Source organism: Bacillus sp. FSL W8-0116, from assembly GCF_038003825.1.
Taxonomy (GTDB): Bacteria; Bacillota; Bacilli; order Bacillales; family DSM-4216; genus Bacillus_O; species Bacillus_O smithii.
Map to the genome: position 1 here is coordinate 1,728,977 of NZ_JBBOPY010000001.1, position 21,431 is coordinate 1,750,407.

Annotated in this window: 13 protein-coding genes and 1 riboswitch; of the genes, 10 read left to right on the forward strand and 3 right to left on the reverse strand. The window is 40.8% G+C overall.

Annotated features, from left to right (window positions below):
• Nucleotides 1-126: 126 nt before the first annotated feature.
• Complete coding sequence (locus tag N1I86_RS08170) at nt 127-777, forward strand: LytTR family DNA-binding domain-containing protein (protein ID WP_003354921.1); 651 nt, start codon at nt 127-129, stop codon at nt 775-777.
• Nucleotides 778-999: 222 nt separating this feature from the next.
• Nucleotides 1,000-2,520, forward strand: a complete 1,521-nt coding sequence (locus tag N1I86_RS08175) for an acetyl-CoA hydrolase/transferase family protein (RefSeq protein WP_341095864.1) — start codon at nt 1,000-1,002, stop codon at nt 2,518-2,520.
• Between the two features lie 936 nt (nt 2,521-3,456).
• Here the strand turns inward: N1I86_RS08175 and N1I86_RS08180 are convergent.
• Entirely contained in the window at nt 3,457-5,409 is a 1,953-nt protein-coding gene (locus N1I86_RS08180; RefSeq protein WP_341097289.1) for an LTA synthase family protein, read from the reverse strand.
• Between the two features lie 362 nt (nt 5,410-5,771).
• On the opposite strand from N1I86_RS08180, the gene N1I86_RS08185 reads away from it, so the two are divergent.
• The 5 genes from N1I86_RS08185 to N1I86_RS08210 all read left to right on the forward strand — a co-directional run bounded on the left by N1I86_RS08185 (nt 5,772) and on the right by N1I86_RS08210 (nt 13,292).
• Entirely contained in the window at nt 5,772-6,524 is a 753-nt protein-coding gene (locus tag N1I86_RS08185; protein WP_341095866.1) for a class I SAM-dependent methyltransferase, read from the forward strand.
• Between the two features lie 1,333 nt (nt 6,525-7,857).
• On the forward strand, nt 7,858-9,156 hold the full coding sequence (locus N1I86_RS08195) for a glycosyl hydrolase family 18 protein (protein ID WP_445662259.1): 1,299 nt from the start codon (nt 7,858-7,860) through the stop codon (nt 9,154-9,156).
• Nucleotides 9,157-9,531: 375 nt separating this feature from the next.
• Nucleotides 9,532-11,172, forward strand: coding sequence for a sensor histidine kinase (locus N1I86_RS08200; RefSeq protein WP_341095868.1), 1,641 nt, complete (start codon nt 9,532-9,534; stop codon nt 11,170-11,172).
• Entirely contained in the window at nt 11,138-11,824 is a 687-nt protein-coding gene (locus N1I86_RS08205; protein ID WP_341095870.1) for a response regulator, read from the forward strand. The genes N1I86_RS08200 and N1I86_RS08205 overlap by 35 nt, the downstream gene beginning before the upstream one ends.
• Before the next feature lie 175 nt (nt 11,825-11,999).
• Nucleotides 12,000-13,292 (forward strand): CitMHS family transporter, encoded by a 1,293-nt coding sequence (locus tag N1I86_RS08210; protein WP_003354904.1) that lies wholly within the window; start codon nt 12,000-12,002, stop codon nt 13,290-13,292.
• Nucleotides 13,293-13,366: 74 nt separating this feature from the next.
• On the opposite strand, the gene N1I86_RS08215 is transcribed toward N1I86_RS08210, so the two are convergent.
• Nucleotides 13,367-14,395, reverse strand: coding sequence for a DUF3048 domain-containing protein (locus tag N1I86_RS08215; protein ID WP_445662260.1), 1,029 nt, complete (start codon nt 14,393-14,395; stop codon nt 13,367-13,369).
• A 44-nt stretch (nt 14,396-14,439) separates the two neighbouring features.
• Entirely contained in the window at nt 14,440-15,318 is an 879-nt protein-coding gene (locus N1I86_RS08220; protein ID WP_004439648.1) for an IS982-like element ISGsp1 family transposase, read from the reverse strand.
• A gap of 521 nt (nt 15,319-15,839) precedes the next feature.
• Here N1I86_RS08220 and N1I86_RS08225 point away from each other — a divergent pair.
• The 3 genes from N1I86_RS08225 (at nt 15,840) to metE (ending at nt 21,420) form a co-directional block, all read left to right on the forward strand.
• Nucleotides 15,840-17,531 carry a glycosyl hydrolase family 28-related protein gene (locus N1I86_RS08225; RefSeq protein ID WP_341095875.1) on the forward strand — a complete coding sequence of 564 codons (1,692 nt, stop codon included), beginning with the start codon at nt 15,840-15,842 and terminating at the stop codon, nt 17,529-17,531.
• A gap of 390 nt (nt 17,532-17,921) precedes the next feature.
• Nucleotides 17,922-18,542 (forward strand): CBO0543 family protein, encoded by a 621-nt coding sequence (locus N1I86_RS08230; protein WP_341095878.1) that lies wholly within the window; start codon nt 17,922-17,924, stop codon nt 18,540-18,542.
• A gap of 261 nt (nt 18,543-18,803) precedes the next feature.
• Nucleotides 18,804-18,999, forward strand: a riboswitch (cobalamin riboswitch).
• A 141-nt stretch (nt 19,000-19,140) separates the two neighbouring features.
• The gene (gene metE / locus N1I86_RS08235) at nt 19,141-21,420 is read left to right on the forward strand and encodes a 5-methyltetrahydropteroyltriglutamate--homocysteine S-methyltransferase (protein WP_003354900.1); all 2,280 of its coding nucleotides are present in this window, start codon (nt 19,141-19,143) and stop codon (nt 21,418-21,420) included.
• Nucleotides 21,421-21,431 lie beyond the last annotated feature (11 nt).

The window sequence follows — 21,431 nt, forward strand, 5'->3', positions numbered from 1 at the left end:
TAAACGTTCTTTTAAGCACGGAATCAAGTTGGTATAATAAATGGTAAAGGTTTTACGATTTTCGAAAAAACCTAATATTTCGACATCGTTCATACAGAAGTACAAAGTTGGAGGAGTTGACACCTAGTGGACAAATTTACCGTCGCTTCTGTAATGGGAATTCTTTCTGAATACTTGCCTAAAAACACTTCAATCGCGATTTCCGACCACAAACAATATATTTATTATAAACCAAGTAAAACAGTTGATTTAAAAATAAAGCCCGGGGACCCCGTAAAACAAGGGACCGCTGCCTACAAAGCACTGTCAACAGGCCAAAAAGTTTCTCTCTATATTGATGAAGAAGTGTTCGGCGTTCCTTATTTCGGCATGAGCATCCCTATTTTTGAAAAAGATCGTCCTGCTGGAGCGATTACAACCATTCTGCCGGCTAAACCTTCACCCATTTCTGCGAATTTCTTAACCATTAAGTTTAATGAGAGATGGTATCCTATTCCTTATGAGCAAATTGTCTATTTAGAAGCGCAAAATCGCAAAACGAAAGTCCAATCGGAAACATTGGAAGGAACTCATAAACTGAATTTAACGGAACTCGAATATCTATTGCCAAATAACTTGTTTATTAGAGTTCACCGTTCTTATATTATTAATGTTCATTTTATTAAAGAAATTCATCCTGATTCCCATTCCACTTTTTTGCTGATTATGAAAAATAACGTAAAGATTCCTGTCAGCCAAACGTACGCTAGCATTTTTCGCAGATCCCTTAACTTTTAAAAGAACAATGAAAATTTTTTCCATTTTCTTTTATATGACCCTCTTGCGATGTCAAAAGGGAAGCCTTTTTAAAAATGCATCTAGCATTAAAGTATCTAAAATTCTTTTTTGTGAAATTTTTTTCTGCTTTACAACAAAATTAAGGCTTTTCATACAAAAAATAATGAGATTTCCCCCTTAAATTGGTAGAATGTTTTAAACAATCAAAGGGGGGGATTTTTGGTGGAGAAACGTATTGCAGAACGCTTACGTGATCCTAGATTAGCTGATCGAATTGTTCCAGCTCACGAGGCTGCTTCATGGATTCAAGATGGGATGACATTGGGGTTGAGCGGTTTTACCCGCGCTGGGGATGCAAAAGCTGTTCCTCTAGCTTTAGTGGATCGTGCTAAAACCGAGAAATTCAAAGTAAACGTTTTCACAGGAGCTTCTCTCGGATTTGATATTGATAAACTAATGGCCGAAGCAGGCATTATCCATAAACGCCTTCCTTTCCAAGCAGATCCGGTAATGCGTAAAAAAATAAATCAAGGAGAAATGCTGTTTGTAGATCAACACCTTTCTCACGTAGCCGAATATGTCCGCAATGATGTGCTAAGCAAAATTGACTTTGCCATTATTGAAGCTACAGCGATTACCGAAGACGGACTTCTCATTCCAACTACATCAGTTGGAAATAATTCTATTTTTATTGAAAAAGCAGATGCCGTTATTGTAGAAATTAATTTAGCCCAACCTGCAGAATTAGAAGGGCTTCATGATGTTTATGATCTGGCTCCACAAGGAAAACGCGAACCTATTCCGTTGACAAAAGTGGATTCAAGAATTGGTCAAATCGGCATTCCTCTTGATCCGGAAAAAGTAAAAGGCATTGTGATTACAGACGCTTCTGATTCTCCTTCAACCATCGTGCCGCCGGATGAAGAGACCGCTGTTATGGCCAATCATTTAATTGATTTCCTCAGAAAAGAAATTAAAGCCGGTCGGCTGGATAACACTTTAGCTCCTATTCAATCAGGGATCGGATCCGTAGCCAATGCGGTGCTGCACGGCTTGCTAGTTTCCGAATTCGAAAATTTGGAAGTATATTCTGAAGTTCTTCAAGACGCCGTATTTGATCTAATTGACAGCGGTAAAGTACGTTTTGCTTCAGGCTGCTCCATCACGTTGTCCGATGAAAAAATGAAAGCCGTTTTTTCAAATTTGGATCGCTATAAAGACAAGCTCATTTTGCGGCCACAGGAAATTTCCAACCATCCAGAAGTTATCCGCCGCCTCGGATTAATTTCTATTAATACTGCGTTGGAAGTTGATATTTATGGCAATGTCAACTCGACACACGTGACAGGAACAAAAATGATGAACGGCATTGGAGGCTCCGGTGATTTTGCAAGAAATGCCCGTCTTTCTATTTTTGTGACTAAGTCCATCGCCAAAGACGGCAAAATCTCTAGTATCGTGCCTTTTGTCTCCCATGTAGATCATACCGAACATGATGTGGACATTATCGTAACCGAACAAGGATACGCTGATTTAAGAGGACTCGCTCCTCAAGAACGCCCACGCTTGATCATCGAAAACTGCGCTCATCCAATGTATAAAAAACAACTGCTTGCGTACTATGAAGAAGCCTTAAAAGTAGGTGGACAGACACCTCATGTTTTAGAAAAGGCATTTTCTTGGCATGCCAATTATTTAAAACACGGAACCATGCTGTTTGATCACCAATATATCAATTCTTAATTTTAAACTCCCGTTTCCAGACGGGAGTTTTTCATTTTGACTTTAGTCAGTTGAACTAGCGGCAGCGTGCGAAGCAATAAACCACCTGCTATGTGGGTGGCGACGATTGGCGCTTATGATCACCCGCAAACCTTCCCACCGAATATCTAAAAACAAAATCCCTCCTTTTACAGATTGGTAGAATCTATCTTATAAAGCCCGTCAAAACCGCCAGTCATCCATCGTTTTTATAAAAGATCTTATTATTTAGGGATGCATGGGAACGCTTTTATTGTGTCGATAACCATAAAAAGTGCATCGTTTGGCAATTAAGAGCATGCACAAAATACTGCATAACCGCTGCTTTCATGGAGCGGAAGCATAAGGCTCTCGAGTGCCTGCAAAACTTCTAAGACGCTGTCCTTTGCCAAAAATCATGACTGCGGAGGCTCCATGTCAATCATTGAAGTAGTGAAATATATTTAGTTTGATGAATACACTCATTTGCCATTTTACTACATTTTCTAATTGCCAAATACGCCTTTGTTATTCCGTTTTCTCCGCCCGCAAACACGGTATTCTTCCTCCCGCCAACGGATGATCCCTCGATTCTGCCTCTCTGTTATTCCTTTAGCGTTCCATCATAAATAACCCACACTCTTCCCCTTCTCCTTATCGCAAGTCAAAAATATTAAAAAGCGAGTTGGATATTTAACTTAAGGATAAATAAAACCTCTACTTCATTCAGTACAGAGGCAAAAAAATGGCTTTTGTTTCATTCTGCTTTTGCAAAACAAATGAAACAAAAGCCGATTCCTATAAGATGATTATGATCACGGATACGGAAAAACAAAATCTCCCTCCCTTAACAACTTGAATTGTTACAAGGGAGGGAGACATATTCAACACATCATCAGCAAGGTGATTTCTCATCTGATGAAAGTTTTAATCCTTTATTTATTTATTTTCTTTTATATTTTGTTCTGTCTTTTTGACAGAGTAATCATAATCTGCACGATTTACGGGTTTAAATCCTTTTGGATGGTGGAAACGTAGCAAGTCTCCGTATACTACTCGGTCGGAAAAATCCAGCATAGCTTTTACTTGTTTGTTTGGACGCGAACATGCATTTTTGTTTGGCACTTGTTTTCCAGTAGCATTGCTGTAGCATTTTCCGCTTACATACGTATATTGAGGTGTTACAAAGTCGCCGTTTCGGAACGGAACGATTTGGCGATGTTGTTTAGAAAGCAAGTCCGTTCCAAACTCGATGTAATCTTTCGTATCAATTCCCAACAAATGAAGAATCGTTGGACGAACGTCAACATCACCGGCATATTCATGCATTACTCCACCTTTAACACCCGGCACGTGAATGAACAATGGCACACGTTGCAATTGGGCATTTTCGAAAGGAGTAATTTCTTTACCCATTACTTTAGCCATTGCATCGTTATGGTTTTCGGAAATTCCATAATGGTCACCATACAACACAATGATGGAATTATCGTAAAGACCCGATTTCTTCAGATCGTCAAAGAATTGCTTTAACGCTTCATCCATGTAATGAGCTGTTTGGAAATAATGGTTGACAATCGAGTCTCCAAAATCTCCTGCTGGAAAATCCGTATCCCCCTCATCCAACGGGAACGGAAAATGGTTCGAAAGCGTGATGAATTTCGCATAAAACGGTTGTTTCAAGCTCTTTAACAGAGGCATGGACTCTCTAAAGAACGGCTTATCTTTCAAACCATAGTTTAGTACGTCTTTATCATTCATATCATAATAGGCAGAGTCAAAGAAATAATCGTACCCTAACGATTTATACATTTCATCGCGGTTCCAGAACGTCTTTGTATTGCCATGGAATGCCGCAGAAGTGTACCCATGCGTTTTTAAAATGGCCGGAGTGGCTTGGTACGTATTCAAAGCTTTATTCGTGAAAACTGACCCTTGAGGTAACGGGAACAGCGAGTTTTCCATCATAAATTCTGCATCAGACGTTTTCCCTTGTCCAGTTTGATGGAAGAAATTATCAAAATAAAATGTATTGTTGTCGTGAGCCAACGAATTTAAAAACGGTGTTACTTCTCGTCCATTTAATTTATAGTCAATCATAAAGTTCTGGAACGATTCCAGAGAAACGAAAATGACATTCTTTCCTTTTGCTTTACCGAAATATTGCGGGTTCGGCTCTGCATAATTGGATTTTACGTAATTCTCAATATCCGCAATATCCGAGCTGTCCGCCAGTGCTCTTTGTGCAGAAGAACGGACGTTTTGAATCATGTCATACACAGCGTAGTTGTACATACCTAAGTATTTCACAATATAGTTGCGGTCAAACGTACGCTGCAGAAGCTCAGGACGATCTGATTCCGCCAGTCCCAAGTTGACCATAAAGATGATAAAACCGGACATAAAAACACCAACAACCGGGCGCCATCCAATTTTCCCTTGTGGTTTTACCACTTTGAAGACAACCAGTAAAATCAAAATGATAGTGTCCAAGAAATAAAGAACATCATACGGCTTCATCAACGCAAATGCGCTGTCTCCCAAATTTCCGATGCTATTCGTTTTTGCCTGCGTCAAAACCGGCACTGTAATAAAGTCATTGAAAAACCGGTAATAGACAATGTTTGCATAAAGTAAAAAGGAAAGAAGAAAATTGATAACTATAATCGCAATATTTCTTCCTTTCCCTTTAAAAAACAATCCAAAGGCAAGAAACAAGATAGCGGAGCTAATGGGGTTTATAAAAAGCAAAAATTCTTGTATTTTATTGTTAATGCCAAGGTTGAATTCTACTTTGTAAGCAATATACGTCTTAATCCAGAACAAAATCACAGCTAAAAAGAAAAACGAGAGTTTCATATTAAACAACCCTCTTTTTCCTACCTTTTCCATATTCAACTTTGTTTCACTCCTTCGGATTAAAACTCTAATGACCATTATAATACATTGTTTAAGAAATTGAAATTATATTTTTAGACAAAATTTACAAACTGTGCTTGCAATTTTACAAATAGGAAGCATTGTATGTAATTACTTCTTTTAATCTCATTTATACAACGTTTACAGCCATTATGCAAACAAAAACCTTTAGATAATTTTTCCTTTTCGAAATTCAGCCATACAGCGGACGTTATGGCTGAAAACTGCAAACCAATATTACGGCCCTTTTAAATGATCATCCGCAAAACGTATCACTCTAAGCGGCTGTTCTTCATAGCATGATGATATATTTTGCGCTAACGAGGTGAAAAATAGTGAAACCAACATATCAGGACGCTCTTGCCGCTTATGGAATTGGCGGTGCTCATCCGGGGGGGCTTTCGTTAACGAGAAAGATTCTGAAGAAGGAGAACATCAGCCGGAGGTCCAAAATTTTGGATGTGGGCTGCGGGACGGGCCAAACGGCCGCCTTTCTTTCGAAATCTTTTCGATGTTCGGTCACGGCTTTAGACAATCATCCGACAATGATTCAAAAAGCCAAACAAAGGTTTTCCGATGAACGACTTCCCGTTCATGCGATTCAAGGGAACGTAGAAAGCCTTCCTTTTTCAGATGCCTCCTTTGATTTTGTGCTTTCCGAATCCGTTACGGCTTTTACAAACATTGCAGATTCTCTAAAAGAATACTGTAGAGTGTTAAAACCAGGCGGAGTTTTATTGATGATTGAAATGACAGCAGAAAAACCTTTCCAGCCGTTGGAATTGAAGGACATGAAAAAAGTTTACGGAATATCCAACGTATTTTTAGAGACCGAATGGATCCAACACTTGCATCGTTCCGGATTTGTCGAAGCTGCCGTTATCTTTTCCAACACCGTTCAATCGGAACTTCAAAAAAACTCTCCAGAAAAAGATGACTACCCGGAGTATCAAATCTCTGACCCCGTGGATCCCCAAGTGGAAGAATTGCTTCATGAACATATGAATCTTTCCCGTTTGTATCAAAACATTTTAGGATACCGTGTCTACCGTGCTGTTCGTCCATCTTTAGCAAGAAATCAAGAATAAAAGATCAAAACCTGATACCTGTGGATTATCCCTTTCGCCATCCCTCATAAGTACAGAAAAAATTTGTTTCGGTCTTAGAACAGAACCTTTGTCTCTGGCTTTAGTTTGCTGCGTGAACGCCACTAACGGGAGGATAGTTATTCAAGACGAATTTTTCTTGTCATTCAACTCTAAAAATCACCTAATCGATTCCCCTACAAAAATACGGATTAGAAAAAAATAGAGACGTATCCTCTTAGTGATCAAAATGTGCTGTAAACAGACGTTTCGACATCTGTTGCCAAGATTTTTTGTTTTGATTTTTTTCAACATCATTTTTGAATAAGCTAACGTTTGTGCTACGAAGCAGCACCAATGACACTAGGCATTCCATCGATATGACCATTAGGACAATACAACTAACCTTCCTTTGTTGCTTTCGATAATCGGACAGGGCTAAAATACCTATTCTCATCCAAAAATCTTATCACAACAGGAAATTCAAATCATGACATATATAATAGTAGAAAAACGGAAAATCCAACATACTCGCTTCCACGATTATAATGAAAGCAGCCCTTTATAATCCCCTATTTCATCACCTACAGTAGAAAGAAAAAGCGGCACCTAAAACGAAAGCGATCTTGCCAAAACATTAGAAGAGGCTGAAACTTTATGTGCCAGCCTTTCATTTTGAATGGATGAACGCACTGGGAATGAAACGATTTTTTTCCTCTCTTCTTTCACAATGCCTGGAGCGTTCGTAGCTGTTGCCAACATCATGTTCCATATCATTAAAGGTCAAGCAACTACCTTGTTAAAAATTGCAGCAAAAGACATATTTCTACAGCAGTGAAATCTTGTTGAAAACCGATAATAGCCACTGTCGGACAAGCATGATATCGGTTTGCTTTATGGCAAGACCGCATGCTTGCCGCATATCATTCGTTTCCTTCCCGGCGCTGAATATCAGAAGTGAACCTTTTAAATCCAACTGTTGCATGAAATAAAATCAAGTAAAACTTTCGATCTTTTTCACGAAAAAAATCTATTAATAGATTAAAGACGATTTGTAAAATTCAAATATCTATTATGTAAAAAACATATAAAAACAGTAAAAATATGACTAAATTTCCACAAACAAAAGATCTCTCCTATAAAGTCATCGGTTTGGATTCGCCTAAATTGCTTCAGCAAACTAAAGAAAGATTGTACGTAAAACTCTTCAACATGTTAGCCTTCCATGAACGTAAACACGAAGACATGAGATTAAAAAGTCTCTAAAAAATCATGTTTGTCATACCGCTCTCCTTGAATTCGCATTCATTTGACAATACAAGAAGAATCATTGCTTTTGCCAAAATTATACAATGAAAGGAGAAGAGGCCATGTTTTTTATCCATGTCGTGAAGCCCGGAGATTCACTTTATTCGATTTCTCAAAATTACGGGGTTTCTTTTCAAAGGCTGCAAGAAATAAACGGGGTATATCCGGGAGGTTTAGTCCCGGCCAAGATATAGTTGTTCCAAGTTCCACCTACATTGTTCAACCGGGAAATTCTCTCTATACCATCGCTCAAAAAGCATTTTTATCTGTTCAAACGATCCGAGCTGCCAATCGATTAACTTCCGATGTCATTTATCCGGGAATGCGCCTCTATTTACCATCGCACCCCAAATATTCAACTGAAGATTTAAGTTTTATTTATCCTGGTACACCTACGGAAGATGAACAGCTGATCAGGTCTTTTTCTCCCATCAGTACGTATTTTGCCATGTTTGAATATCACATTTTTCCCGGAGTCGCTTTAAGCACCTTAAATGATCGTTATACCATTCAAACATCTCGCTCGTTTCGGGTAGCCCCGCTTGCCACCATTACGAATTTAACTTCAGAAGGATTCAGCTCAGCATTGATCCGCCAAGTATTGTCAAACCCGCAGATCCGAAACAGGGTTGTGAATGAAATTGTCACGCTTGTAACACAAAAAAATTATTCAGGGGTGACCATCGACTTTGAAAGAGTGGCTGAAACAGAAAGAGACTTATTTACAGGATTTCTTCGGATTTTAAATCAACGTTTGAAAAATCGCGGCCGTTATTATCTTTCCGTCGCCCTTCCAGCAAAAACGGACGATCAAATTCCTTGGTTGAGAGGATACGACTACGGAGGGATTGGATCAGTTGTTGATTTCACGTTTATCATGGCTTACGATTGGCATACTCCTGATTCTCCTCCAGGACCTGTTGCCCCTATTCAAGAAGTGCGAAGAACCATAGAATATGCCATCAACCAAATGCCTTCAAACAAAATCATTCTAGGTTTTCCGCGTTACGGATATGAATGGACTATGTCAAACGGAAGCGTCCAAAGCGCCCGTGCTGTTTCGGTTGACATGGCCATACAACTAGCCTCTTCTCACCAAGTGCCCATCCAGTATTCAAATGAATACCAACAGCCCCATTTTACGTTCCGCGATGAAAATGGGAGAAGGCATATTGTCTGGTATGAAGATGCCCGAGCACGCGTAGCGAAGCTTTTATTAGTCCCTAGGTATCGATTAAGAGGAGTCGGAGCATGGCAGCTTGGATTGCATTTTCCTCAGTCCGGATTTATTGTCAGTGAATTGTTTGATGTCCAGAAAGTACTGTAGCGGTCCAGTTCCCCACCGTTTTCCAACGGATGGGGGGCTGATTACTTAAAATCCTTCTATAACTCTTCTATTGCTTAAAAGGTTAATACAGCGGCAAGCTTCCCTCTAAAATTCATTGCCATATCGGCAAAGCGCCATTTCCGCTCATCCTGCTTTCCACGCTATGCCGCTTTCTTTGTCCCCATTGCTATTCATTTTCTGATGTGAAAGGCTATAGTGCAGACCTTTCGGAAATATGCCAAGTCCTTTTTTTCCGAAGCTTATGCATTCCACTCCCTCACATTCTGATCGAATCCGACCTAAATATTTTTAATTCGTGAAAAATTACAAAAACTATTATAAACTAATAGTAAAAGAAGGAGATTAGGCAAAGGAATGCGGTTGAAAAGAATCCATGTTTCATTGCAAACGAAAATTCTCGGGCTCGTTTTAACACTTAACTTGTTTCTCATTGCCCTGCTTACCGGATGTTTTACCGTGATGGAAAACCGGCAAATCCAAGAACAAAAAGGACAACTAGCCTTGGATATGGCTATCACCATATCTAACATGCCTACGATTAAAAACGCATTTAAAACAAAAAATCCTTCTAAAATCATTCAGCCTTTGGCCGAGAAAATCCGTAAAGAAACGAAAGCAGAATTTATTGTCATCGGTAATAAACAAGGCATTCGTTATTCCCATCCCATCACGAGCCGGATCGGTCAAAAAATGGTCGGCGGAGACAACTACCGGGCCATAAAAAAAGGAGAAGCCTATATTTCAAAGGCGAAAGGCTCTCTAGGACCTTCTTTGCGAGGAAAAGCCCCTATTTTTAATGAAAAAGGAGAAATCATCGGACTGGTTTCTGTTGGTTACCTTCTGGAAGATGTGAAACAACAAATTGCTAGAGATACGCTTAAAGTGGGGATTGTTTCATTCATCGCTTTAGTTATTTCATTTTTGGGGAGTTTTTTGTTAGCCCGCAATATCCGCAAAGAAACGATGGGACTAGAACCATATGAAATTGCTGCACTATATAAAGAAAAGAATGCTATCCTTCAATCCGTAAAAGAAGGAATTATCGCCGTTGACCAAAACGGCTTTATCACAGCGATGAATCAACAAGCGAAAAAGCTGCTCCATATAACTGGATCGGTGCGCCACAGAAAAGTCGATCCATTTTTCCCCTGCGCTCCCCTATATGAAGTTATGGAGACCGGTATGGCAAAAATGGATCAAGAAATATCTTGGAAAGACAAAACAATCATTGTTAGTATCACGCCTATCTTGAATGAACAAGGAACAGCCGGAGCTGTTGCTTCCTTTCGCGATAAAACAGATGTAGAACAGATGGTCAACACCCTTTCAGAAGTAAAAAGATACTCGGAAGATTTGCGAGCACAAACCCATGAATTTACGAACAAATTATACGTTTTGTCGGGCTTGATTCAACTGGGCGAATACAGCCAAGCCGTTCAAATGATTCAAGAAGAAACAGCTGTATTGCAGAATCAAAATAAAATCATCTTTGACCATATTAAAGATACGAAAGTCCAAGCGATCTTATTGGGGAAAATCGGTAAAGCATCAGAGAAAAAAATTCGATTTGAAATAGATCCAAACAGTGATTTGCAAACGCTGCCAGACACGATTAAACTTTCCCATCTTATCGTCATTCTAGGCAATTTAATGGACAACGCTTTTGAAGCCGTTGCCGAAACTCCTGATCCCCGAGTTACCTTTTTTGCCACTGACTTGGGAGACGATATCATCTTTGAAATCATCGACAACGGTAGAGGAATTCCTGAAAATGACATCATGCATGTTTTGGAACGAGGATTCACGACGAAAGGCGGAAAAGAACCTCGCGGCTTTGGACTGAACAATGTTGAAAAAGCAGTAAAAGATCTAGGCGGAATCATGGAAGTCCAAAGCACTCCAAATAAAGGTTCTGTCTTTACTGTCTATCTTCCTAAGAAACAGGAAGGAGCTGATCAAGTTGGACATCATAAAAGCTGTTATTGCGGAAGATGATTTCCGAGTAGCTCATATTCATGAAAAATTTTTATCTCAATTTAATGAAATCGAAGTAATTGCGAAAGCGTTAAATGCAAAAGAAACCATGAAAATCTTAAGTGAAAAACAGCCGGATTTATTGATTCTAGACATTTATATGCCTGACAAAATGGGAACGGAAATGCTCCCAGATATACGGCAATTATGCCCCCATATAGATATCATGATCATTACAGCCGCTACCGATAAAACCTTTATTGAAAAAGCGCTTCATTTTGGTGTTGATCATTATTTCATAAAACCCGTCACTATGGAGCATTTCTGCCGCGTGATCGAGGACTATTTAAAAAACAGGAAGCTTTTGCAATCGAATGCCGCTATTAATCAAACAATTGCGGATCGTCTTTTTCGCAGAGGTTTTTTGCAAAAAGCAACAAAAGAAACCGTTTTGCCAAAGGGGATCGATGAACTTACTTTAGAAAAAGTAAAAAGCGTGCTTAAGGACGACGAAGGTCTTTCTGCCGAACAAGTCGGTCGTCTCATCGGGGCATCTAGGACAACTGCCCGACGTTATCTTGAATTTTTAATATCAATTGGAGAATGCAAAGCAGAAGCTGTCTATGGCATTGTCGGCAGGCCGGAACGGAAATATTACAAAATTTCACCATAAAAATGGCTTATCAAAAAAGTGATATTTTTACTACGAGTCATGATCACTTTTTTTGAGTTGTGAACAAAATAAACAAAATATTCATAAAATAATTTAATTTTTTTAAATTGTAAGCGCTTACTAAACCTCTTTCCATTTAATATACTTAATAAAAAACATTGTTTGAGGTGATAAGATGCTTGCTGTACTAGGTTTCCTCATGATCATTGTCTTTATGTTTCTCATTATGACAAAACGGCTTTCAGCCATGATCGCCTTGATGATCATCCCGATCCTTTTTGCTCTCATAGGCGGATTTGGAAAAGACATTGGAACGATGGCGCTTGACGGGGTTAAAAGTGTCGCTCCAACCGGAATTATGATTTTATTCGCCATTCTTTATTTTGGACTCATGATCGACGCCGGAGTATTTGATCCCATCATTGCCAAAATCCTGAAAGTCGTAAAAGGCGATCCATTAAAAATCGCCATCGGGACAGCTGTATTGACACTTCTTGTTTCGCTGGACGGAGACGGCACAACCACTTATATGATTACGATTTCCGCTATGCTGCCGCTTTATAAACGAATTGGCATGAAGCCGCTTATTTTGGCGGGCATTGCGGTTTCCGGATCAGGCGTAATGAATCTGCTCCCTTGGGGTGGACCGACAGCCAGGGCAATGAGTGCATTAAATCTGGAAACTTCTGATCTCTTTACACCGATCGTCCCTTCTATGATAGGAGGAGTAATATTTGTTTTATTGATGGCTTATTGGCTTGGAAAAAAAGAACGAAAACGAATCGGTATTATGGAGATCGATCAAAGCACTCTAGTCGAGCAAGCAGCAGCTTTAGAAGAAGATTCCAATAAACGTCCACATCTGCTGTGGTTCAACGCTTTGTTAACGGTTGCTCTTTTGATTGGATTAATTCTGGAAATTCTTCCAACTCCGATTTTGTTTATGGCGGGTTTTGCGATTGCCGCTATCGTAAATTATCCTCGTTTAGAAGATCAAAAGGAGCGAATTGCTGCTTACGCAGGAAACGCATTATCGGTTGTGTCCATGATTTTTGCAGCCGGAATTTTCACAGGTATTTTATCGGGAACGAAAATGATTGATGCGATGGCAAATGCATTGATATCCCACGTCCCGGAAGCTTTGGGCCCCCACTTTGCGATTATAACAGCGATTTTAAGCGCTCCTTTTACGTTCATTATGTCCAATGATGCGTTTTATTTTGGAGTCCTTCCGTTAATTTCAAAGGCAGCCTCCGCCTATGGAATTGATCCTGAAGCTATTGGAAGAGCCTCGCTTTTAGGCCTGCCCGTTCATTTATTAAGTCCTCTGGTGCCCTCCACCTATTTACTGGTTGGAATGGTCGGCGAAGAATTCGGCGATTTGCAGCGAGCCTTCTTAAAATGGGCATGTGGTTCCACCATTGTCATGATTATCGTAGCCGTCATCATCCAAGTGATTCCGTTTTAAGCTTTATTTAAAAAGGTTGCCGAGGCTTTCTTTTTCCAAAGAAAGCCTCCCCTAAAAATGAAGCTCAATGCTGCCTATGAAAAGGAAACAGAATCGAGGCTTTTGACAATATTGATCCATGTTTTTCCGGGAACAAATGGAAGAGAGTGCCCGTTTTCGTACGGCAAAATCCTGCCGTTTTCGTTTCTCCATTCCACTTCTCGGCACACGCCCCGTTGAATCCAATAGGCTTTTCCACCCGAAGTTAAATCAATCTCTCTCCGCCCTTTGCTGTCAATAACACGATGGATCGTTTCGATAATCAACAGATTATCCACTAAAACAGGTTTTTTCGTTTCTGCATCCATTGTTGGCTCTCCACCGGAATAGCGTTCCATTTTTTTCGATTTAGCATCGAACCGATAATCTGCATTAAAAAATGAATATTTGGAATAAGCAATATGAACGTTCTCTACCTTACGTCCGGAAAGATGCTTCGATTCGTTATCCGTATAAAAAGGGAGCGGCCTGGGCGCAGGAGTCATTTTGAATTGCTTTTCGGCAGCTCCTTTTTGAATGTTTTCAAAGGTGATGTAGGAATTGTGGGGCGCCTTTCTGTCCTTTGACCGTTTAAATAAAGTGCCATCATACTGAATGCCATTCAGATTATCAATCAAGCCCGATTGGAGCATTTGTTTCGCCTCCGGGCTATAGCCGTGAGCGATAAACAGGCTATCGTAGCCCTTCGCCAAATCAATCATGTAATCTCTCGCGCTGCGGACAGGCCCTATTTTATCGGGCTTTTGGCTTTGAAAAATGGCCAGAAACCGAGTAATATCACCTTCGGCCAGCACTTCATACACAATATCAGCTGATTGAAGCCCTGATTGCGGCCGAGCTTTCGGATGATTATTTATGACCACAGCCACTGCGCGATCACTAGGCTTTTGATTGGTCCAGATCCCAGTCAACGGGTAACGATATCGTACTTCGTGTTTGTCCGTGTCGGAAACTTTTTCTTGAATTCGGTCTCGATCATTCCGTGAATTTTCTTTGCCGCTGCCGGCACATCCCGATAATGTCAAAATCATGATACAAGCTGTTGCTAACCATTTTTTCAACATAAACATAATCCCCTATTCTTATAACCCGTGGTGCTAGTTGAGTGTCAGCGCTCAACCAGCCCTAGTGTGACCAAGGAATAAGCCAACAAGATGCCATCGAGTGCCACTTCAAACCCGGCCATGGAATTCGCTCGAATGTCGGTGATCCGGTATTGGTCTACGAGAATCGAAAACACCGTCTCGATGACTTTGCGTTTTTTCCTGATCCATTCTTCCCATGCCTTGGATGGGCCGTGCTTTTGATTGTGTCGAGACGGTGTCCAGAACGCGGCTTGGTGTTCTTCGTACAGCTTTTCTCGAAGAGCGTGGCTGATGTACCCTTTGTCCCCAAAGTTGTAGGGATGAGGGATTTGAGTCATCACCGTTTCAGCGGCTTTGACGTCGTGGCAGGACGCTTCCGTCACGACATAGCCCATGGCCAGCCCTTGATTGGTCACTTGAAGATGCAGCTTGAAACCGTAGTACCATTGCTTTTTGGAAGCACAATACCCCATATCCGCGATCCCTCGAAACCGCTTGACGCGCTGCATTCTTGCGGGATGGCACAACGGAAGAGGCAAGCTGTCGACGACCGCATAAGCATGGTGTTGGCCACGTTTCGCCAGCTCATGACGGATCCATTTGATGGCGAAACCAAGCGCCCGGCAGCGGCGGTTGTATCGGGAGCGTTCAAGAAACGAGCCGTTTGTGAACAAATTTCCCGTGACAAAACGATGCCAGGCTCGTTCGGAAGAAAAGCCCAGCAGCTTCCCCAAAAGGTGAACCGCCATGACCACTTCGTCTTCTTGCTTGACCAAGTGACGGTTGCGGCGATGAAGATACATTTGAATCAACGACAGTTGGGCAGAAACAAAACAGAAAATAGCGGCATATTGTTTTTGAAGTTTGGCTGGATCTGTAGTAAAATGAAAGTGCTCTTGCATGGGGGATCTCTCCTTTCGAATGTTGGGTGACACTTTCATTCTACTGGAGATCCGCCAGCAAGGGCTATTTTTATGCTTGTCTGAGTTTTATCTAGCACCACGGGTTCTTATAATATGGACTTCTTCCCACCATCTTTTTGAAACGGCGATGATTCTTTTCTTGATCGCTGCTGGTTGAACTCTCCCTCTCATAAGGCATATAAAATGAAATAAATTTACATTTGAAAACAGCTCGCTAAAAAACGTACATTCCCTATTGATCATTCTTGTCAAATTTCTCTGTCAGCAACCGTGTACACGTCGATTCTTAAACTATGGAACTGTCTTGCAATCGGTTTGTTCGAGAAAAAAAGCAAATGTCCGCAAATGAACCGCCTTTGTCAATATATGTTTCCGGCAGAAAACGGATAAAAGCTTATGGATTGATTTTCTTCTAAAACAAGAAGAAAGTATTTTAAAGGATGAATACAACTTGAAAACAAAATAATCCTTCTTCTTGTTACAAGGTTATATAAGCCCAAATGGAGAATACTACAAAAAACATGAACCTTGTCGCCAAGTTTTTCAAGGGAGTGAAAATATTGCTTTGCTTAGATAAGAATCACGATCCTATCAAAAATAAAGATTTGATTGCAAACCTTTTGGATACGAAAACAGATTTGAAAAATGTCATCAAGGAGACCGATGAACTTTTTGATCGATATAGCAACAAGAGAAAGCAACGAAATCCTTTCACCGCTTCTGTGCTTTCTGTCATCAAAAAAACAACAAACTTTTTACCTGTCCAAAAAAGGAACGATATTTCATGGGAGACAGATCTTGATGAGAACGGTTTTGTTTATCCAACATGGAAAAACCTTTTAGATCAAGAATACATCCATTTAATGTCCAAGATTGATAGGATCGTAAATGTGTTAGATTACGGAGCTATAGGAGACGGAAAAACCGACAATACCAAAGCGTTTCAAAAAGCGATTGGGAACGGGCGGGTAATAGTGTACGTGCCGGAAGGTAATTTTTTAATAAGAGGAATCAAACTGCCTTCTTGGACATGTTTAATTGGAAAAGGAAAAGGGCTCACAATCATCAAGCTTCATCCCGATGCTCCCATCGCGACAAGATTAGTGACGAATGCCAACCATCGGAAAGGGAATCACCATATTTTAGTAAAAGGGATGAGTTTAGACTGGAATATAGAACGGCTCGGGAACATGGAGCGTACGAGCGCGGGCGGGCATAGTTCCAGCTGCTTCACATTCGCCAATGTCAAATATGGATGGGTCAAACAGGTGGAAGCCATTAACCCCGGCCTGCATTGTTTTGATGTGTCCTCAACCCGCTATCATTACGCAGGAGACGGAAAACGCGCCCGAGGCCGAAGCCGGTACATTTGGCTTGACCAATTAAACGGATATGGGTTTGGCGATGATGGAATCACCACTCATCACAGCGACTACGTTTTTATTTCCAACAGCCACATGTGCGATCCAAGCGGAAGAGCCCATCCAAAAGGGATATCCAATTCCAACGGCATCGAAGTAGATGATGGATCCAGAAACATATGGCTCGTCCATAACTCGACGTCAAGATGCTTCGGCGGCGTAGAAATTAAAGCCCACCACAATGCTTCGGCAGCATCCAACATCTACATCATCGGACATTTATCCGTCCACGATAACCGTTCTTATAACTTCCGTCATATCGGACACCATAAAATCTCGGATCCCGAATCAAAGACGGCTTATAACATAAAGGCGACAATGATGGTGTCAATCGCGCCGATCTATACAGATTTATATCAGCATTCTTCCCCTAGAGGACTGGTTGTTTCTGCCTATCGGAACGTAGTCATCAACCATTTTACGTTAATAGGCGACCCGGATTATGACTACAAGGGAAATCCTGTGATCGCCATTCAGTATCGGGCGCGTAATATCGTGTTGAATCATGTGTCGATACGGAATTTTCATACAGCAGGTGCTGATATTAAGATCTTTGGCGGCCCACAGCGGGCAGATGATGTCACCATTCGCCATTCAACCATCCGCCAGTCCGCTCCTCTGGCCATTCAGATTGGTGCCGGAGTTCAAAATATCCACGTTCATCACTTGAAAGCCTTTAATCAAAACGGCAAATGCGGGCTGAAAACCGTAGAGTTCCCCCCTCCATTTCCAATTTTCAAGCTGTGGGCTATAAAATGCCGATTTGTATAAAATAAAAATTCCATCAGGGGAGTTTTTTCATCCTCCCCGATGGTTAGTGGAACTAATCGGTACTTTGGGGCCGTTGTTCTTACGCCAAGTCATCCGTAGTTGATCTTCATTCCCATAACGACCATATAACATCTTTTCCTGATCTGTTCAATCCGGATAGGGAAGCGGAGAGTTCATTTCAACCTTCGAAATCTTCTCTTTGCGGTGGTAATTTTTCCTTTTATTTCTTATTCCCAATTCTACTTTTCCATCATCTGCAACGAGAAAAAAAGATGATTCATGTGGGATCAAAGATCTAATGAATCTAATGATTTCCTCAGTGCATGTCGTTTATTTTTCGTCGTTTAGGTCACCATAAATATAGAGAAATGAATAGGAGGGTAAGATTTGATGAACCAACATCAACAGCAATTATTTGATTATATAACCAAATTACAGCAAAAAGTAAGCACGTTACATACAGAATATTGGGCTCAATATTCCAGTTTTCATACATGGCAATTTTGGGTGGTTGTGTTAATGCTCATCGTTCCCTTAATTGTTTTAGCTTTTACGATAGACAGAGAGAAAATTTTTTTAATTGGATTTTATGGCTTTAATATACATGCTTGGTTCGCCTATATCGATACATACGGCGTAAGGACAAGATTATGGGGATATCCCTATGAAGCCATTCCTTACTTTCCCAGTTTTTCATTGGATGCCTCCCTTGTTCCGGTCGTCTTTATGCTCGTCTATCAATGGACGTTGAATCACAATAAAAATTTTTATCTCTATTCCTTTCTTACCGCCTGTGTATTCGCTTTTATCGTGAAACCTCTTTTAGCCAGCCTTGGTTTATTAGTCGTATTTGACGGGGTGAACTATTTTCACATTTTGATCGTCTACTTGATCACATTCTTAATTTCTCGGATTGTGACAAAGATCTTTTTATTGGGTGAAAAAAACCGGCTCATTAAACCAACGATCTCTTTTTTGAGGAACGCCGTCAAAAATCATTTTCAGCCATAAGTCCACTTTCTTTTCTTACTTCCAAGTCATCAGCGATTCGTTCACACCAAAATGGCCAATGAAGATTTCATGCTTTCCAAACCATTTGAACTTTAACGATCCATTCTGAAATCGATTAAAAAAATGCTTAACAGATCCTACTTTCGATGGAGAGTGAACCCTCACTCTCCTATTTTTTGCTCCCTTGACAATTACCACCGATCATGATATCTTGACGTTACTGTTTTTTTATAATTTATAATATAAATTATTTTTTTACAATTTAATATTGTGGGAACAGGTTCCAAAGACGATTTTTGTCCTTGGATGAAAAGGGAAGCCCGGTGCAAATCCGGCACGGTCCCGCCACTGTAAGAGGCGAGCAATGCCGATGCAGCCACTGGCCGAAAAGGCTGGGAAGGTCGGCAAAAAGCGATGACCCTTAAGTCAGGAGACCTGCCTGTTCTGACAACACTGCTTTTACCTACGGGAGATAGGGAGGTGTTATGAATGGAAAAAACAGGGTATTTTACACCCTTTTTTTGGCATTTCTAACTCCTTATCAAACGTTAGAAATGCCTTTTTATTTGGGGAAATTAATTAGGGAGTGAAAAAACACATGAAATCAAGCAATCTTGGTTATCCACGTATTGGTGAAAATCGAGAATGGAAAAAAGCATTGGAACAATTTTGGAAAGGCCAAGTGGATGAAAGCCAGTTTCTACAGACGATGGAATCCATTCGGCATCAACACTTGAAAAAACAGCATGAAATCGGGATTGACCTTATCCCCGTCGGCGATTTTACGTTTTACGATCAAATGTTGGACACGGCAACTATGTTTGGATTAGTACCGGAACGATTTAATTGGAAAGGAAATGACATTCCCCTTTCTGTTTATTTTGCCATGGCGCGCGGCAGCGACACTGCGCATGCTTGCGAAATGACGAAATGGTTCAATACAAACTACCATTATATTGTGCCTGAATGGAACAACGCCCAACCAAGACTCATTGAAAACAAGCCGCTGAAAGCGTACCAAGAAGCAAAAAGGAAGCTTGGAATCTTAGGAAAACCTGTACTGATCGGGCCATATACCTTCATCAAACTGTCCAAAGGATATAAGGAAAAAGAGCTCCCTGCCCTTATTTTGCAGCTTCTTCCTCTTTATGAACAAATTTTACAGGAATTGCAAAATGAAAAGGTAGAATGGCTGCAAATCGATGAACCTATTCTCGTTACTTCTATTTCCAAAGAGGAAATGAAAACGATCCAGTTCATTTATCATCAATTGCATGAGGCGGCACCAAACTTAAAAATTATGCTGCAAACATACTTTGATTCCGTCGATTGGTATCAAGAACTAATAGAATTGCCGGTTCAAGGAGTCGGACTCGATTTTGTCCATGGCGGCGAAAACAACTTAGAATCACTGCTTACTCATGGCTTTCCCGCCAATAAAGTGCTCGCGGCTGGCATCATTGACGGACGGAACATCTGGCGGTCTGATTTGGCGGAAAAACGTCATCTCATTGAAACGATCACTTCTGTTGTTCCGGAATCGAAGCTGTGGATTCAACCCTCTTGCAGCTTAATTCATGTACCGGTAACGACGAAAAAAGAAACAAAATTAGACAAAATCATCAAACAATCACTGGCCTTTGCGGATGAAAAATTAACCGAAATTGTGTTCCTGGCAAGAGATCAACATGGGGTGGATGACGCTTATTTTCAAGAAAACCAACAAATCATCCATACATGGAAAAACCATTCGGAAAGACATCGCCAAAGTGTACAGCAAGCTCAAAAAAACTTACAACATGTATCAGCGAAAAGAAAATCGCCTTATTCCATTCGCCAATCCGTCCAAAAAGAAGCGTTCGACCTCCCCATTCTTCCGACAACGACTATCGGCAGTTTTCCGCAAACAGCTGATATCCGCAAGGCAAGGCAAAAATGGAAAAAAGGCGAATGGAATGAACAGCAGTACGAACAGTTTATTCAGCAGCAAATTGAAAAATGGATTTGTCTACAAGAAGAGATAGGACTGGATGTATTGGTTCATGGTGAATTTGAAAGAACCGATATGGTGGAATTTTTCGGGGAAAAACTGGGGGGATTCGCTTTTACCGAAAATGGTTGGGTCCAATCCTATGGCTCACGCTGTGTCCGTCCCCCTATTATTTACGGCGATGTAGAATTTTTGCAACCGATGACCGTGAAAGAAAGCGTCTATGCACAATCATTAACGGACAAGCCTGTAAAAGGGATGCTTACGGGACCGGTGACGATTTTAAACTGGTCGTTTGTTCGCGATGATAAACCTCGTCAAGAAGTATGCGAACAAATTGCGCTCGCTTTAAGAAAAGAAGTGGAAGCTTTGGAATCAGCAGGCATTGCGATGATCCAAGTGGATGAACCCGCTTTGCTGGAAGGATTGCCTTTGAAGGATCATGACAAGCAAAACTATTTGAATTGGGCCGTGCGGGCATTCCGAATCACCACCTCAACAGTCCAAGATACAACGCAAATTCATACTCATATGTGCTATTGCGATTTTGCTTCTTATTTAGAAGACATCAGCAAAATGGATGCGGATGTGATTTCAATTGAAACATCCAGAAGCCATGGCGAAATTATCCCTGTCTTTGAAAAACAAACGTACGACAAAGGAATCGGACTAGGCGTTTATGACATCCACAGCCCTCGAATACCAACTGTAGAAGAGATGGCCGCTATTATTGAAAAGTCATTACAAGTGTTGGATCCCGGCCAATTTTGGATTAACCCTGACTGCGGTTTAAAAACAAGAAGTGAAAAAGAAGCGATTGACTCTTTAAAAAACATGACGGCTGCAGCCGACGAAATCAGAAGCAAACTAAAGGAAACCATACGCTAACTTTATACGCT

What these genes read in the sequence shown, in the direction of transcription:
- N1I86_RS08180 (WP_341097289.1), bottom strand. Translation starts at nt 5,409, where the DNA reads ATGGAAAAGGTAGGAAAAAGAGGGTTGTTTAATATGAAACTCTCGTTT.
- N1I86_RS08200 (WP_341095868.1), top strand. Translation starts at nt 9,532, where the DNA reads ATGCGGTTGAAAAGAATCCATGTTTCATTGCAAACGAAAATTCTCGGG.
- N1I86_RS08210 (WP_003354904.1), top strand. Translation starts at nt 12,000, where the DNA reads ATGCTTGCTGTACTAGGTTTCCTCATGATCATTGTCTTTATGTTTCTC.
- N1I86_RS08215 (WP_445662260.1), bottom strand. Translation starts at nt 14,395, where the DNA reads ATGTTGAAAAAATGGTTAGCAACAGCTTGTATCATGATTTTGACATTA.
- N1I86_RS08220 (WP_004439648.1), bottom strand. Translation starts at nt 15,318, where the DNA reads ATGCAAGAGCACTTTCATTTTACTACAGATCCAGCCAAACTTCAAAAA.
- N1I86_RS08225 (WP_341095875.1), top strand. Translation starts at nt 15,840, where the DNA reads ATGGAGAATACTACAAAAAACATGAACCTTGTCGCCAAGTTTTTCAAG.
- N1I86_RS08230 (WP_341095878.1), top strand. Translation starts at nt 17,922, where the DNA reads ATGAACCAACATCAACAGCAATTATTTGATTATATAACCAAATTACAG.
- metE (WP_003354900.1), top strand. Translation starts at nt 19,141, where the DNA reads ATGAAATCAAGCAATCTTGGTTATCCACGTATTGGTGAAAATCGAGAA.